Raw genomic sequence first — 14300 nt, 5'->3', positions numbered from 1 at the left:
AAATTGTGGGTATAGTTACCACCAGGGTATCAAACGTAGCGTGTGGAATTGTGGAGCGTGACGAAGGCCGAGAGCCGTGATCTGGTGGAGCCGGTGGAGTTATCGTGTGGAAATCGGCGACAGAAACGTCTAGTTGGGCATTTAAACGGCCCGAAGTGAGCTTTGAAGAGCGATCGAGTTCTCACCGTTTTCGTTCGCTATCGCAGCCAAGCACGTCCGTGTCTGATGACTCCATCTCCACAGTAGCGTCTCTCGTAGACGAGACGCGTTACTCGACGTGACTCTCATCGAAGATCCACCAAACTATTATCTCGTATGCTAACGTTTGACACTACCGATGCGCGAAGACATCGAATTCGAAGCGGACGGCGCTACGTTACGCGGTTGGTTGTATACCCCCGACGACGCGGAGGAACCGGTCCCGACGATCGTGCTGGCACACGGCTTCTCAGCGGTCAAGGAAATGTACCTTGACAAGTTCGCCGAAGCGTTCGCCGAGGCCGGCCTCGGATCGGTCGTCTTCGACAATCGGAACTTCGGTGAGAGCGACGGCGAACCCCGCTACGAGATCGATCCGTACCAACAGGTACGAGACTATCGACACGCCATCACGTACGCGGAAACGCGCGAGGAAGTCGACGCCGATCGGATCGGCGTTTGGGGGACGAGTTACAGCGGCGGTCACGCGCTGACCGTCGGCGCGTGGGATACCCGCGTCGACTGTGTCGTCTCACAAGTTCCGCTAACCGACGGCCTGTACAACCTTCGAAGACTCGTCCGTGCGGACATCATCGGCGATTTGCGGGAACAGATAAACGAGGACCGCCGCGCCCGGTTCCGGGGCGAAGATCCGTCGTACCTTCCGGTCGTCTCCGAGGATTTGCTCGGCGACGCAGCGCTCCCGACGCAGGATTCGTACGAGTGGTTCACCGAGACGAAAGAGAAGCGCGCGCCCAACTGGGAGAACGAAGTGACCCTCAAAACGATCGAATTGATGAGCGAGTACGCGCCTAAAGACCACGTCGAGGAGATCAGTCCCACGCCGCTCCGGATGGTCATCGCCGAGGAGGACCATCTCGCAGTGAAGGACGCTGCTTTCGAGACGTACGAACGAGCCCGCGAACCGAAAAGCATCGTCACCCTCGATGGGGGGCACTTCGACGCCTACACTGAGGGGTTCGAGGAGGCGAGTACCGCTGCCATCGAATGGTTCGACGAACATCTCGGTCCGTAGGGGTCACTCTGTGATCAGACCCTCCGACCGACTCCCTTCGAAATAGAGGACTAACCGTCGTTTCTCTGGACTAGAGTTACTACCAGCTGTCGGTAGCGAACGTCCAGCATCCGATCGGATCGGACGCGTTTGACAGCGTAGCTCGCATTTCTCAGTGGCTTTACCGACGTTCCGTAGTCAGTCAAGGCGGTGGTCTCGCTTGCTGCGGTAGCCGAGATACTGCCGTTCATTCCGCCCGTCTTGCTTTGAGAGCGTCCCCGATCCCCCGTCGGAATTCAGCGGCGTCGTCGGCGTCCCAGATCGATTCCCGAAACGAACCTGCCGCGACCACGAACGGCTACTCCCGTCGTCGATGATACTCGGATCTGCTTCGAAGAAGGTCAGAAGTGGTCGATACTCGAGCCGTCGCGTCAGTCGAATTCGACTACGCCCCTGATGTTCTTCCCCTCGAGCATGTCGCTGTACCCCTCGTTGATCTCGTTCAGACTGTAGGTCTGGGTCACGAGTTTGTCCAGCGGGAGGTTCTCCTGCTGGTACATCTCGAGGAGCCGCGGAATGGCGTAGTTCGGCGCCCAGCCGCCGTACAGCGAGCCTTTCACCTCCATCTCGCTCATCGTGAAGTTGAACAGTCCCCCCGTCTCGACCGGCAGATCGATTCGGTCGGCGTCGAGCGGGCTGGACGAGACGGTGACGAGTTCGCCGCCCTTCCGGACCGTCGCGTAGGCCTCGCCGATCTCCTCCGGAAGCGCGACGCTGCCGGTAAAGATCGCGCTGTCGGCCATCCGGCCGTCGGTGAGCGACTCGACGAACTCCGCCGGCGACTCCTCGTCGGGATTCACCGTGTGAGTCGCGCCGAACTCCGCAGCCATCTCCCGCTTGCTCTCGAGGGGATCGACGACGACGATCCGATCGGCGCCTTGATAGTCCGCCGACATCACCGCGCTCGCGCCGAGGCCGCCGAGCCCGAACTGAACGACCGTATCGCCCGGTTCGATGTCTGCCCTGTTCTGTGCCGATCCGAACCCGGTCGCCGCTCCGCAGCCCGTCAGCGCCGCGATCGAGAGGTCGACCTCCTTCGGTACCGGGACTACCGAGTCCTTGTGGACGACGACGTCCTCGGCGAAACAGCCGAGGTACGCGTACTGACTCACCTCGGTTCCGTCGTCCATATGCATGTTGTAGTCGCCGTGCATCTGCGGCCCCTGGAGCATCCCTTCGCCGCGGTGACACAGCTCCTGTCGGCCGCTCGCGCAGAACTCGCACTTTCCGCAGGCCGGCATCCACGCCAGTGCGACGTGGTCGCCCGGTTCGACGTGTTCGACGGCGTCGCCGGTCTCCTGGACGACGCCCGCTCCCTCGTGACCGAGGGCGCACGGGTAGTGTTCGACCTCGTTGTCGCCCGACGCGACGTGCCAGTCGCTGTGACAGATCCCGCACGCTTTGACGTCGACGTGGACCTCGTTTACGCCCGGCTCAGCGAGTTCCACCTCGCCCACTTCGATGCTGTCGTGCGATTCGTACCGGTCGTCGATACCGCTCTCCTCGAGGTATGCTACTTCGGTTTTCATTTCGTATTCTCACTCCGTTCGATCGGATATTCGTGACCACACTCCCCGCCGCCCTCTGTGGTCATAGTTACCAGGCACCTATGGGCGTATATATCTAGGGGTTAATTATCAAGAATTGAGTTCCGCGGTACGTTCGCGACCGGCTGCGCGCTACTCGTGGCATTCAAACGGTGCGAGACGACAGCGTCGCTCCACCGACCGGTCGACGGACCAACGGATCGCGTCGTCTTCACACTGACCCGAACGTCGCTCCCCCGGAGCAGCGTCGATCACACGTGGTAGCCGTCGGAATCCTCCTGAACGCGGGCCTTCACGCGGCTGAACAGCCACTCGCCGTCAACGCGACGGTACTCGTCCTCGTAGTAGCCGAGCGCGTGGCCTTCGCTCCCGTCGGACGCGACGTAGAAGACGAGCATGTACCACCGGCCGGTCGCTTCGTCGCCGTCGATCTCCAGCCGCGGCATCTGGACGGTGTGCATGCTGTACTCGTAGAGCTCCTCCAGATCGCGACCGAACTCCTCGATCTCGTCGTGGCCGTTGAGCGTCGCCTGCGGATAGTCGACGACTGCGTCTTCCGTGTACAGCGATACGAACTCGTCCCAGTCCCCGGTCTCGATCGCGCGATCGATGGTGTGACTGTATCCGGCGCGTAGCCCCTGAATCTCCTGATAGTCTCGTACCTCTCGGATCGAATCCTGCTGACCCATACTCGTGCAACGCTACCGATTCTCAAAGAACTTCGCATGGTTATCCTGCGCTGAGACGTTCACGAGAACTGCAACTGGATTCCGTCTCCCGCACGACGCGACCTCACTGACCCGATTACCGCCCGTTGACGATCGGCTCTGGACATATTTTCGTTCCTCTCTATCTCAAACAGCAGCGGACTGAATAGAGACCGCGATAGCAGCCGCGACTCGAGTCTTCACAACGCCTTCTCGATATCGGCTCAATCCGCTATCGCCGATTCGATCGAACGCTTCAGCTCGAACCCTTCGTAGTCATTCTCGACGACCTCATCGCACTTTTCGTTGTACGCGATGAGTCCGCCGGGGTAGATCAGGAAAGTGCTTTCCTTTCCGGGGATGTTGTCCCCTCTGTACCAGGAGTTCGCCTGATCGAAGAGCGTTTGATCGACGACCTCGTCGTTGTGTTCGTTCCACTCGTTTTCCGCCTCCTCAGTCGGCTCGATAAACGAGTAGTCGTTGTCCAACATATATTCGATACAGTCGGAGATCCACTCGACGTGCTGTTCGATAGCGACCGTCATGTTCGTCAGCACGGACGGACTCTGCGGACCGGTCACCATGAACATATTCGGGAACCCGTGTACGGCGAGCCCGAGGTGCGTTCGCGGGCCCGCATCCCATTTCTCCTCGAGGTCGATCCCGTTCCGTCCCTGGATATTCAGCTGTTCGAAGGTCCCCGTCACCGCATCGAAGCCGGTGGCGAAGACGATAATGTCGAGGTCGTGAACGGAGTCGCCGGTCCGGATCCCGTCCGTCTCGATTCGTTCGATCGGTGACTCCCCGACGTCGACGAGTTCGACGTCGTCTCGGTTGTATTTCTCGTAGTAGCCGTCGTAGGTCAACGGTGGCCGTTTGGCTCCGTACGGATGATCCGTGGGAACGAGTTTCTCGGCGACCTCGGGATCGTCGACGATCTCGCGGATCTTGGAGCGAATGAACTCGGCGACTCGCTCGTTGGACTCCTCGTTTACCATGACGTCCGTGAAGACGTTCAGGAGGCCCTGCGCACCGTTCTCCCAGCCCTCCTCGAGCGCCCGATCGATCTCCTCCTCCGAGGCCTCGTCTATCGAGTCGAACTCGGTGTCGAAGCCCAACCCGGCATCGGACGCGTGGGCTTCCTCCCACATCTCCTCGTAGTTTTCGCGGATCTCCTCCCACTCCTCGTCGGTGAGCGGCTCGTTTCGGGCGGGGACGCCGTAGTTCGGCGTCCGCTGGAAGACCGTCAGGTGCTCGGACCGTTCGGCGAGTCGCGGCATGATCTGGATCCCGGTCGAGCCGGTCCCGACCAGCCCGACGCGCTTGCCGCTGAGATCGACGCCTTCTTCGGGCCATTTCGCCGTGTGGTACCACTCGCCACCGAAGGACTCCAGCCCGTCGAAATCGGGGAGATACGGCTTCGAGAGGTTTCCGACGGCGGGAACGAAGAACTGGCTCGAGATCGTCGATCCGTCGTCGGTCTCGACGTTCCAGACGCCCGCGTTCTCGTCGAAGGCGGCCGACGTGACCTCCGTGTTGAATTCGATGTCGCGCCGCAGATCCAGGCGATCCGCGACGAACCGCTGGTATTCCAGGATCTCGGGTTGTTCGGGGAACTTTTCGCTATATTGCCACTCGTCTCGAATCTCCTCGTCGAAGGAGAAACAGTAGAACCAACTCCGGCTGTCACACCGGGCGCCGGGGTATTTGTTCCAGTACCAGGTCCCGCCGACGTCGTCGGCCTTCTCGATGACTTTCACTGAGAGTCCTAACTCGTCGCGCAGCCGGTGGAGCATGTACAGTCCCGAGAAACCTGCGCCGACGACGACCGCGTCGACGTCAGTGTCTCCCGTTTGCGCAGCATCAGCGGCTCGTTTATCTGAGCTCATGGTCTTGCCTCAACATATCATGCCACACTGTATCATATATCCTTTTGGGTCGGGCCTCCGACACGATCGGCTGGTCTATCTGGACGGCACGAACGAGCGGAAACGGTCGTTACCGCTTCGCCGACGCTCGTAGCGACCCGGGAGGCGAAAAGCGACGCCGGTGTTGCGGTCCGATACCCCGTTTATCGGCAACGGCGTTCCGTTGAAGAATATTGAAGGAGCTGGCAGTTGAGTCGACAGTCGGTGTCGAGGAGATAGCGTGTCCTACCTTCCACAGGCGAAAGAGAAACTGCGAGGCCTCAGGCAGGACGGCCGCGGGAGGATCCTCCTCACCGTCGCGACGGGCTGGGGCCTGACGATCGGCGGTCGAATGGTCTATCCCGTACTATTACCTCACCTTCGAAGCGCCTACGGCCTTAGCCTCTCGTCCGCTGGCGTCCTGTTGACCGTCCTGTTCGCTGCGTACGCGATCGGTCAACTACCGAGCGGGGTGCTCACCGACCGCATCGGCGAGGTCGCGACGCTCGTCGTGAGTATGGGCGTCTCGGCAGCGGCGATCGTACTGATCGTTACCGCCGGTTCGACGCTGTTTCTGTACGCCTCGACGGCCGTGTACGGATTCGGGATCGGACTGTACGCGATCGCCAGGTTCACCGCGCTCGACAACGTCTACTCGGAGCACTTCGGTACGGCGATCGGCGTCACGAACTCCGCGTCGGAGATCGGACAGGCGGCGTTGCCGCCGGTCGCCGGCTTTCTCGCCGTCGCGCTCGGTTGGCAGTACGGGTTCGGATTTACGGTTCCGCTGTTCGTCCTCGTCGCGTGTGCGCTCTGGATCTACGTTCCACAGCGTTCCCCGACCGAGACGAACGCCGACGATGCGCTCTCCCTCGAGACCGGCAGGTATCTCTGCTCGCAGCTGTCCCAACCGTCGATCGTCCGCGGAACGGCGATATTCGTCCTCGGAATCTCCATCTGGCAGGCCTTCACCGGCTTCTACCCGACGTATCTGGTCGAGGTGAAGGGGCTCTCCTCGACGGCCGCCGGCGGCGTCTTCGGCCTCTACTTCGCACTGGCGGCGTTCGTTCACCCGATCTCGGGGACGATTTACGACCGCTGGGGGCTTCGGTACACGTTCCTGCTGGTCGGGGTCTCCGTCGTCGCCCTCGCGCTCTTGCCCGTCGTCGAGGGGCTGTGGTCACTGGTCGCGCTCACCGTTCCGCTGAGCGCCCTCCTCGCGTTCGGGACGGCGACGGAGTCGTACCTCGTTGACGCGCTTCCCGACGACGTCGCGGGCACTGGGTTCGGGCTGCTCCGGACGATCAGCTTCGGACTCGGCGCGGCGAGTCCCGTCCTCTTCGGTGCAGCGGCCGACCGTGGGTTCTTCGACGAAGTGTTCCTGCTGTTGGCCGGCCTCGCGGGTCTCATGGTTCTCCTCGCCACGCAGATTCCGGCCGACTAATCCGAAGCGATCCGCTCGCTGACGCCTTCTTCGAGCCACCGATTACGGACGGCGCGGTCGATCGGCTTCGGCAGGCGTCGCGACGCGCGGTACTCTCGGAGCCTGCGGGGGTCAGAGCGAACTCGACAGTAGCGACGGACAAATGAGGTCTGACGGGCTTCGTCCCACTGATGGACAGCGCCGGGTCACCGAGATGGTCTCAGCGTTTGTTGACGAGGCAGTCGTTCCCGTCGTCGACGGCAACCGTTTTCGAGGTAGCGGTAGATTCGTCGACTCTCCGCCCGTCTCACCGTTCGGGAACGTTTTCTCGAACGAACTCGATCGTCTCCTCGATGGACGTCCCGGGACCGAAAATCGCGTCGACGCTCTCCGCCCGCAACTGTTCGCGATCCCCGTCCGGTATCACGCCGCCGACGAGCACGAGCGTGTCGTCCGCGGCACCGTACCCCTCGAGACCGTTCGTAATCTTCGGGACGAGGGTATTGTGCGCACCCGAGAGGATGGAGATGCCGAGCACGTCGACGTCCTCTTGGACCGCCGCCTGAACGATCTCTTCGGGTGCTTTGTGTAGTCCGGAGTAGACGACCTCGAAGCCAGCGTCTCGGAACGCCCGTGCGATGACGTGAGCGCCGCGGTCGTGCCCGTCGAGACCGACTTTCGCAACCATACACCGAATCGTCCGTTGATCGCTCTCAGTACTCACGCTCTAACGGTTTATCGGAAGGAGTATGATTCTATCGGAGGACCGGGTCACCGTCGGCTTTGGATCCGGCCCCCGCTCCGTGACCACCGCGACCGGTGTGTCCGGGTACGCGGTCCGAGCTACCACTTATCGAACGGTGAACGGATCGACCGATAGACGAGCGATACTCCCCGAAAATATCGGCCCATTCGGGCAGGATTTCGGAGCGGTGCGGAGGGCCGGCCCTCCGTCGCTTACTCGCGTTTAGAACTCGAGTTCGGACGACGACTCGACGTCGAAGCGAGTCGCGTCGACCTCACCGCCGAGCAGGTCCGGTAGCTGAGCCATGAACTCGTCGATATGGTCGGTTTGCATGTGCGTCTCGAACGCCTCGTCGTCTTCGTATTGTTCGAAGATCCGGAAGAGATTGGGATCGTCGACGTCCGTCGAGACGCGATAGTCGATAATCCCGTCTTCGGTCCGAGATTTCTCGGCGACGTCGGCGAACAGTTCCTTCGCTTCGTCACGGTCCTCTGGGTTAACTGGCACGGTAGCATTTACCACGAACATGACGTCTTGGACAATCATGGACCGCTATAAAAGTGTTCCGTGCAATAATCGGTACACATACTGCCGTTTGACTGCGATACGAGTCGATGCACTTCCCGCTGCAGGTTCGGCCGACTGGTTCTCGAGAGCGCAGTTTTAACACCCTTCAGCGACCATACTCGCGTATGGAAGTCGTCTGCAAGCTGTACGGTCCGCCGCGAGAAGCCGTCGGGGAGAAACGGGTGCGCTACGACGTCGAAACCGGTGCGACTGTCGAGGACGTCTTAGAGACGGCGATCGAAACGCATCCGGCCCTTGAGGAGTCGCTGTACGCCGACGACGGGACGCTTCGCGAATCGATCGGCGTGCTCACGAACCGGACGAATATCTCTCAGCGCGAGGGGCTCGCCACGCCGGTCGAAGAGGGCGACGAACTCCTGATCACGCCGCCCATTCACGGCGGATAGGGGCCGCGATCAGTCGCCGAGTTGTTCGTCGGAGATCGTCCCGTTCTGGGTCCAGCCCCGCAGGTCGTAGTACTCGTCGAGTCCCGCTTCGAAATCCGGGATCTCGTACGGTAGCGTATCGTCCTCGCGATCCATCCCGCGTTCGTTGTTGAAGTGACGTTCGTGTTCGACCACTCGCTCGCCGACCGCTAGCAGTTCGTCGACATCGGACTGGAACAACCGCTCGGCGTGCGTCTCCATCATCTCTCCGGACGACGCGGAGTGCGAACAGATAATCGCGCTGTCCTGGAACGCCCGCCAGTTCTCCGCTCGGACGAGCGCGGGCGGTTTCCCGTCCAGTCCCTCCTGCTCGAGTTCGCCGAAGTACTCCTGCTCGAGCAGCGTCGAGTACATGTGGTCCGCACCGCGGTTGGCGACCGCGTAGGAGAGTCCCTGCCCGTGGATCACGCGGCCGTCGTGGCCGGCGAACTCGAGCCCCTTCACGGTCCAGTTCTCGACGCCGAGTTCGTCGTGGAAGCGGTCGACGCCCTCCGCGAGCGTGTCTCCGATCCCCTCTCGCCGCGCAACCTTCTCGACGAGGTCGTGGACGAGGTCGGCGTTCCCGAACTCGTCTTCCGCGGCGAGGTACGCCGACACGGCGACGCCACAGGAGATGGTGTCCATCCCCAACTCGTCGCAGAGCTCGTTCGATTTCATCACGTCGACGATGTCGCCGACCCCGGCGCTCGAGCCGAACGAGAATATCGTTTCGAACTCCGGTCCCTCCGTCTCGAGCCCCGTCTCTTCGTCGCGCGTCGGCAACTTGCAGGCGAACGCGCAGGACGAACAGGTCCCTTTCTTGTACTTTTTCTCCGTGACGGCGTTCCCGCTGATCGCCTCGACACCTTCGAAGGACTGTTCGCTGAAGTACCGCGTCGGGAGCGAGAAGTTGTCGTGAATGACGTCGGTCGCGAAGGCCGTTCCCTGTTGTTTCAGCATGCTGTCCGACGTCGCCGCGCCCTCGTGGACCTCGGATTGGACGTCCTCCGGAATTTCGACGTCGGGCGTCGACTCCCCGCGGAACGAGAGACACTTCACGTTCTTCGCTCCGAGGACGGCGCCCATCCCGCCGCGGCCGAACGCCCGCGAATCGCTCGTCATCACCGAGGCGAATCGGACGCGGTTCTCGCCGGCCGGCCCGACCGTGGCGAGGTGTTCGCTCTCGAGGCCGCGACGGTCGTTCAACTCCTCGGTTACCGCCGAGACGCGGGCTTCCTCGAGTTCCGGAACCGCTTCGAACTCGACGCCGTCGTCGGTGACGTGGACCGCGATCAACTCGTCGCTCTGTCCGGTGATTTCGACGGCGCTGTATCCCGTCGACGTGAAGTTTCGCGAGAGAAAGCCGCCGGCGTTAGTCGACGCGAGGCCGTCCGTCAACGGCGACACGCTCGTGATGTTCATCCGGCCGGTGAAGCTCATCTGCGAGTGTTGCATCGGCCCCGAGGTCAGGTAAAGCCGGTTTTCCGGGCCGAGCGGATCGGCGTCGAACGGCGTCCGGTCGTGTGCGAGTTTCGTCCCGAGGCCGCGGCCGCCGACGTACGCCTCGAGGACGTCGTCTATCTCCTCGACCTCGTACTCTCGTCGCCCGACGTCAATTGATAGCAATGGCCCTGATGCGTGAAGCATAATTGTCCGTCTTCGCGAAGCGATATAACTGCTGCCGTTTTCTCGATATGCTGATTAGGTAACATTTATTTGTCGAATTCCCGTAGAAATAGCTGCCGAGGGCGCTCTCCGACGTCGGCCTTGTCGATCGTTTCGATCGGCGTTCTCGTTCGACAATGCACTCGTCGACCGTTTCCGTCCCTCGAGCGGTCTACTCCGTTCCGGAGCGAAAGTACGGACCATACCCGCTGTCACACGACAACTATACGAGTTATCGGTTGCCGACCTCCATCTCTAACTCTTCTAACTTTCCCGGATGGATTTGGATATTATTGGTATGAACTACGTAACAGGGTTCGAAGTTCAGCGACTGGTGCTGGAAACGTTAATTGACAAACAACAGTATAGGTGATAATCAACTATGATATTCACTCCGGTATCGCTGAACTGGCGGAATAGCAGCGATAACGCGGTAGTTACCGTGTGAGCTGGATCTTCTGTTCGGCCAGTGCTCGTAATCCGTTCGATATTCTCGTATCAGTGTAGCATCTCCGGGCTGGCACTGTGCTACCATCTGATGTGATTTGATCGTCTCTCCCCTATGATATAACGATAGTACTACTGTTATCTAGAACTGCGAAACCACTAGTGCCATATGTTGGCACACATCGTGTAACAATAGTACTGCTGTTAGTCTAATGTGTTACACGACGATTCTCGCTCTCGACGGGTATTCCGGACCGATATCATGCGGCAATACTCGACGATCGAGCGAAGAACTGAACATCACTGCGTCTATCCTTCGGAACTTCGATTTCCGGATATCCCGGATCTACCAGCATAGCTGCGTAACGACCGATGTGGGTGGTGGTAAGACAATTTAAGGAGATATAGCTAGTATAGTCGTTCAGCGATAGCGGAGTCGGTGCTTGCACATACCGGCACCACGTACTCATGCGATCGATCGTTACGGCGTCGCTCGACCCCTCCTGTGACGAACGTACTGCCCTCCGTCGGTTCGTGCGATCCGCTACCGGTTGTTCGTGTATCACCTCCGCCCGGCGTTCGAAAAGCCGGTCGACTTACCCCCGTTCTGATAACAAGACTTTAGAATCTCGCTGGTTATCTACCGTTGATGTTCGATCAGGAGGATCTCGACGGGATTCGCGAGCAGAAGAATAGTTGGAAAACAGAGACCCTTGACCCGGTTCTCGAGGCCCATGGCGAGCGGAAGCAGCGGTTCGCGACCGTCTCGAACCACGAAGTCGACCGTCTATACACGCCCGAGGATATCGCCGACCTCGATTTCGACGACGACATCGGCTTTCCGGGCGAGCCCCCCTACACTCGGGGACCGTACCCGACGATGTACCGCGGTCGGACGTGGACGATGCGCCAGTTCGCGGGGTTCGGAACGGCCGAGGAGACCAACGAACGCTTTCACTACTTGATCGACGAGGGGCAAACCGGTCTCTCGACGGCGTTCGACATGCCGTCGTTGATGGGTCTCGATTCGGACGATCCGATGAGCGTGGGCGAGGTCGGCAAGGAAGGCGTGGCGGTCGACACGCTCCGAGACATGGAGATTCTCTTCGACGGGATCGATATCGGCGAGGTCTCGACCTCGTTTACGATCAATCCGTCGGCGGCGGTCATCTACGCGATGTATATCGCCCTGGCCGACCAACAGGGTATCGACCGGGATCAGATCAGGGGCACCCTGCAGAACGACATGCTCAAGGAGTTCATCGCCCAGCGCGAGTGGGTCGTCCCGCCGGAGCCCTCACTGGACGTCGTCACCGACACTATCGAGTTCGCCGTCGAGGAGACGCCGAGGTTCCACCCCGTTTCCATTTCGGGCTATCACATCCGCGAAGCCGGCTCGACCGCCGCCCAGGAGGCCGCGTTTACCCTCGCCGACGGCTTCGCCTACGTCGAGGATTGCCTCGATCGCGGCCTCGAGGTCGACGAGTTCGGGCCGCTGCTCTCCTTCTTCTTTAACTCGCACAACTCCATCTTCGAGGAGATCGCCAAGTTCCGCGCGTCGCGTCGCGTCTACGCCCGCGTGATGGGGGAGTGGTACGGCGCGGAAGCGGACGAAGCCAGGCGGCTGAAGTTCCACACCCAGACGGCGGGTCAGTCGCTGACCGCCCAGCAGCCGCTGAACAACATCGTTCGGGTGACGATCCAGGCGCTCGCGGGAGTACTGGGGGGCACGCAGTCGCTGCACACCAACAGCTTCGACGAGGCGCTGGCGCTCCCCTCGGAGAAGGCAGTCCGGGTCGCCCTGCGTACCCAGCAGATCATCGCCGAGGAGTCGGGCGCGGCCGATATCGTCGATCCGATGGGCGGTAGCTTCGCCATCGAGAAACTCACGAACGAGATGGAAGCCGAAATCACGGGCTACCTCGAGGAGATCCGCGAGATGGGCGACGGCTCCGTCCGCGACGGCGTCCTCGAGGGGATCGACCAGGGCTACTTCCACAGCGAGATCGGGGAGGCCAGCTACGAGTACCAACAGCGGGTCGAACGCGGCGAAGAGGTCGTCGTCGGGGTCAACGAGTACACGATCGAGGAAGACACTGCACCGGACATCCTCGAGGTCGACGAGACGACCCGCGAGCGCCAGCTTGCGCGACTCGAAGAGGTGAAAGATGAGCGCGACGACGAGGCCGTTGACGCGACGCTCGCGGCGCTGTCGGACGCGATCGAAAGCGACGAGAACGTGATGCCCTCGATCATCGACGCGGTGAAAGCATACGCGACTATGGGCGAGATCATGCAGGTGTTCGAGGACCACTACGGTGCCTATCAGGAGAACATCACGCCGGTGTAGACAGTCTCCGACGGTACGGTAACCGCCGTCTTCGCCGGTCTCTTTCGTCCCGTCGATCTCGGTAGTTCGACTGCCATGAGATGCGCAACTGCTTCATTAATAGATGGTGGCGTGGGTATATCTCCCATAGGCTTAAGAGCGGTGGTGATGAAACCTGCTGTGATGGCGACAGAAGAAGCTGACACTTCGACGATGGACGAACCGCATCCGGAAATCAAAGGGCTGCTCGACATGATGGGGTCGATGCCGGCGCCGCCGCTCGGGTCGCTCTCACCGACGGGGGCGCGGGAGGCCGCTGCCGGCATGTTCCCGATGCCGGAGGAACCCGAGCCGGTCGGGGACGTCATGAATCTCCAAATTCAGGGCCCCAACGGGGACGTCCCGGTTCGCGTCTACGTTCCCGACAGCGAGGGACCGCATCCGGCGTTGGTCTACCTCCACGGCGGCGGCTGGGTCCTCGGCGATATCGACATGTTCGATCCGACGTGCCGCGCGATCACGAACGAAGCCGACCGCATGGTGATCTCGGTCGATTACCGCCTCGCGCCGGAACACGAGTTCCCCGCGGCGCTCGAGGATTCCTACGCCGCGGTCGAGTGGGCCGCGGCAAACGCCGAGGCGATGCAGATCAACGCCGACGACATCGCCGTCGGCGGCGACAGTTCCGGCGGCAATCTGGCGGCGGCGGTCGCGCAGTTGGCCCGCGATCGGGACGGTCCTTCGATCGCGCGACAGGTCTTGATCTATCCCGTCACCGACTACTCGTTCGACACCGACTCCTACGAGGAGAACGCAGAGGGATACCTCCTCTCGAAGTCGGACATGGAGTGGTTCTGGGACCAGTACCTTCGCGACGAAATTGACGGGAAGAACCCCTACGCGGCCCCGCTGCAAGCGAACGATTTCAGCGACTTACCACCCGCAACCGTCGTGACGTGCGGATTCGACCCGCTGCGGGACGAGGGCGCCGCCTACGCCGAGGAACTCCGAAACGACGGTGTCGACGTGAATCACCTTCAGTACGACGACTGCATCCACGGCGCCATTCAACTCATCGTCGATCCGATGCGAGTGACGCGTGGCGAGGAGATGATTGACGACGTCGCTGCTGACCTCTCGGCCGAGTGAGAGTTCCGGTGCGGTTCACGCGCCGGCCCTCGTTCTCGATCGACTGTCCCCGCTGTACGCGTTTCGATTGCCCGAACGGCTCCCGCTCACTCTCTGAATAACGTTACGCATCACGT

General features: G+C 61.1%; 11 protein-coding genes. 5 read left to right on the top strand and 6 right to left on the bottom strand.

Going from position 1 to position 14300, the window contains the following annotated elements:
* Positions 1–337 precede the first annotated feature (337 nt).
* Positions 338–1234, top strand: coding sequence for an alpha/beta hydrolase (locus tag HTUR_RS18940; RefSeq protein ID WP_012944945.1), 897 nt, complete (start codon positions 338–340; stop codon positions 1232–1234).
* A gap of 410 nt (positions 1235–1644) precedes the next feature.
* Here the strand turns inward: HTUR_RS18940 and HTUR_RS18935 are convergent, their stop codons facing one another.
* The 3 genes from HTUR_RS18935 to HTUR_RS18925 form a co-directional block, all read right to left on the bottom strand.
* On the bottom strand, positions 1645–2802 hold the full coding sequence (locus tag HTUR_RS18935) for an alcohol dehydrogenase catalytic domain-containing protein (RefSeq protein ID WP_012944944.1): 1158 nt from the start codon (positions 2800–2802) through the stop codon (positions 1645–1647).
* A 269-nt stretch (positions 2803–3071) separates the two neighbouring features.
* Positions 3072–3509 (bottom strand): nuclear transport factor 2 family protein, encoded by a 438-nt coding sequence (locus HTUR_RS18930; RefSeq protein ID WP_012944943.1) that lies wholly within the window; start codon positions 3507–3509, stop codon positions 3072–3074.
* 242 nt (positions 3510–3751) lie between these two features.
* Positions 3752–5416: a flavin-containing monooxygenase gene (locus HTUR_RS18925; protein ID WP_012944942.1), complete on the bottom strand. Its 1665-nt coding sequence runs from the start codon at positions 5414–5416 to the stop codon at positions 3752–3754.
* 259 nt (positions 5417–5675) lie between these two features.
* On the opposite strand from HTUR_RS18925, the gene HTUR_RS18920 reads away from it, so the two are divergent.
* Positions 5676–6878, top strand: a complete 1203-nt coding sequence (locus HTUR_RS18920; protein WP_012944941.1) for an MFS transporter — start codon at positions 5676–5678, stop codon at positions 6876–6878.
* A 286-nt stretch (positions 6879–7164) separates the two neighbouring features.
* On the opposite strand, the gene HTUR_RS18915 is transcribed toward HTUR_RS18920, so the two are convergent.
* Entirely contained in the window at positions 7165–7581 is a 417-nt protein-coding gene (locus HTUR_RS18915) for a cobalamin B12-binding domain-containing protein (protein ID WP_012944940.1), read from the bottom strand.
* A 243-nt stretch (positions 7582–7824) separates the two neighbouring features.
* Positions 7825–8148 (bottom strand): putative quinol monooxygenase, encoded by a 324-nt coding sequence (locus HTUR_RS18910; RefSeq protein WP_318842639.1) that lies wholly within the window; start codon positions 8146–8148, stop codon positions 7825–7827.
* A gap of 146 nt (positions 8149–8294) precedes the next feature.
* Between HTUR_RS18910 and HTUR_RS18905 the strand changes: the two genes are divergently transcribed.
* Positions 8295–8576 (top strand): ubiquitin-like small modifier protein 1, encoded by a 282-nt coding sequence (locus HTUR_RS18905; RefSeq protein WP_012944938.1) that lies wholly within the window; start codon positions 8295–8297, stop codon positions 8574–8576.
* Between the two features lie 9 nt (positions 8577–8585).
* Here the strand turns inward: HTUR_RS18905 and HTUR_RS18900 are convergent, their stop codons facing one another.
* Entirely contained in the window at positions 8586–10241 is a 1656-nt protein-coding gene (locus HTUR_RS18900) for an aldehyde ferredoxin oxidoreductase family protein (RefSeq protein ID WP_012944937.1), read from the bottom strand.
* Positions 10242–11355: 1114 nt separating this feature from the next.
* On the opposite strand from HTUR_RS18900, the gene HTUR_RS18895 reads away from it, so the two are divergent.
* Both HTUR_RS18895 and HTUR_RS18890 read left to right on the top strand, forming a co-directional pair.
* On the top strand, positions 11356–13056 hold the full coding sequence (locus HTUR_RS18895; RefSeq protein WP_012944935.1) for an acyl-CoA mutase large subunit family protein: 1701 nt from the start codon (positions 11356–11358) through the stop codon (positions 13054–13056).
* Positions 13057–13218: 162 nt separating this feature from the next.
* Positions 13219–14184, top strand: coding sequence for an alpha/beta hydrolase (locus HTUR_RS18890; RefSeq protein WP_148225403.1), 966 nt, complete (start codon positions 13219–13221; stop codon positions 14182–14184).
* Positions 14185–14300: the final 116 nt, after the last annotated feature.

Origin of the sequence: Haloterrigena turkmenica DSM 5511 (assembly GCF_000025325.1) — an archaeon.
GTDB classification, from domain to species: domain Archaea; phylum Halobacteriota; class Halobacteria; order Halobacteriales; family Natrialbaceae; genus Haloterrigena; species Haloterrigena turkmenica.
The sequence above is the reverse complement of the archived record's forward strand: the minus strand, read 5'-3'. Positions and strand labels throughout refer to the sequence as shown.